Annotated in this window: 1 protein-coding gene; it reads left to right on the top strand. The window is 73.5% G+C overall.

What is annotated here, in order from left to right:
* The coding region (locus tag MKK75_RS08240; protein WP_244042110.1) for a polysaccharide biosynthesis/export family protein at positions 1-841 on the top strand (841 nt) is incomplete at both ends.

Below are 841 nucleotides of genomic sequence, written 5' to 3'. Positions count from 1 at the left end.
TGCTGGCCCGCTACGAGATCATCGACGTCACCCCCGCGGTGATCGAGGCCCTGCGCGGCCGCCCGCTCGACAGCCTGCTCGCCTCCTTCGGCGACCACCGCCCCTCCGCCGAGCCGGTCATCGGCATCGGCGACATGGTCTCGGTCTCGGTCTGGGAGGCCGGGTCCGGCGGCCTGTTCTCCGGCCCGCTCGTCGCCGACCGCTTCTCGGCCGGGTCCAAGTCCGCCCTCATCCCCGAGCAGCCGGTCGGGCGCGACGGCGCCATCTCGGTGCCCTATGCCGGCCGCATCAAGGTCGCCGGCCGCCGGCCCCAGGACGTCCAGACGCTGATCGAGAACGAACTGGCCGGCAAGGCCATCCAGCCGCAGGTGCTGGTCTCGGTCACCCGCCCGATCAGCCAGGCCGTGACCGTCGCCGGCGAGGGCGCGGCCGGCGCCCGGCTGCCGCTCTCGGGCCACGGCGACCGCATCCTCGACGTCATCGCGGCCGCCGGCGGCAACCGCTCGCCGGTCTCGGAGACCTTCGTGCGGCTCTCGCGCGGGCCGGTGACCGCGACCGTGCCGCTGACCACGGTGGTGTCCAACCCGAAGGAGAACATCTACCTGCGGCCCAACGACGTGCTCACCCTGGTGCGCGATCCCCAGACCTTCATCGCGGTGGGCGCGCTGGGCAACAGCACCGAGCTGCCGTTCCAGGCGGACGGGATCACCCTGGCGCAGGCGCTGGCCAAGGCGCGCGGCCTGTCGGACTTCGCCGCCGACCCGTCCGGCACCTTCATCTTCCGGTTCGAGCCGGCCAGCGTGGTGCGCCGGCTGAACCCGGGCTCGAAGCTGCTCGCCAC

The organism is Methylobacterium sp. J-030 (genome assembly GCF_022829545.1).
Lineage (GTDB): Bacteria > Pseudomonadota > Alphaproteobacteria > Rhizobiales > Beijerinckiaceae > Methylobacterium.
This window is presented reverse-complemented; position numbering and strand designations above follow the sequence as displayed.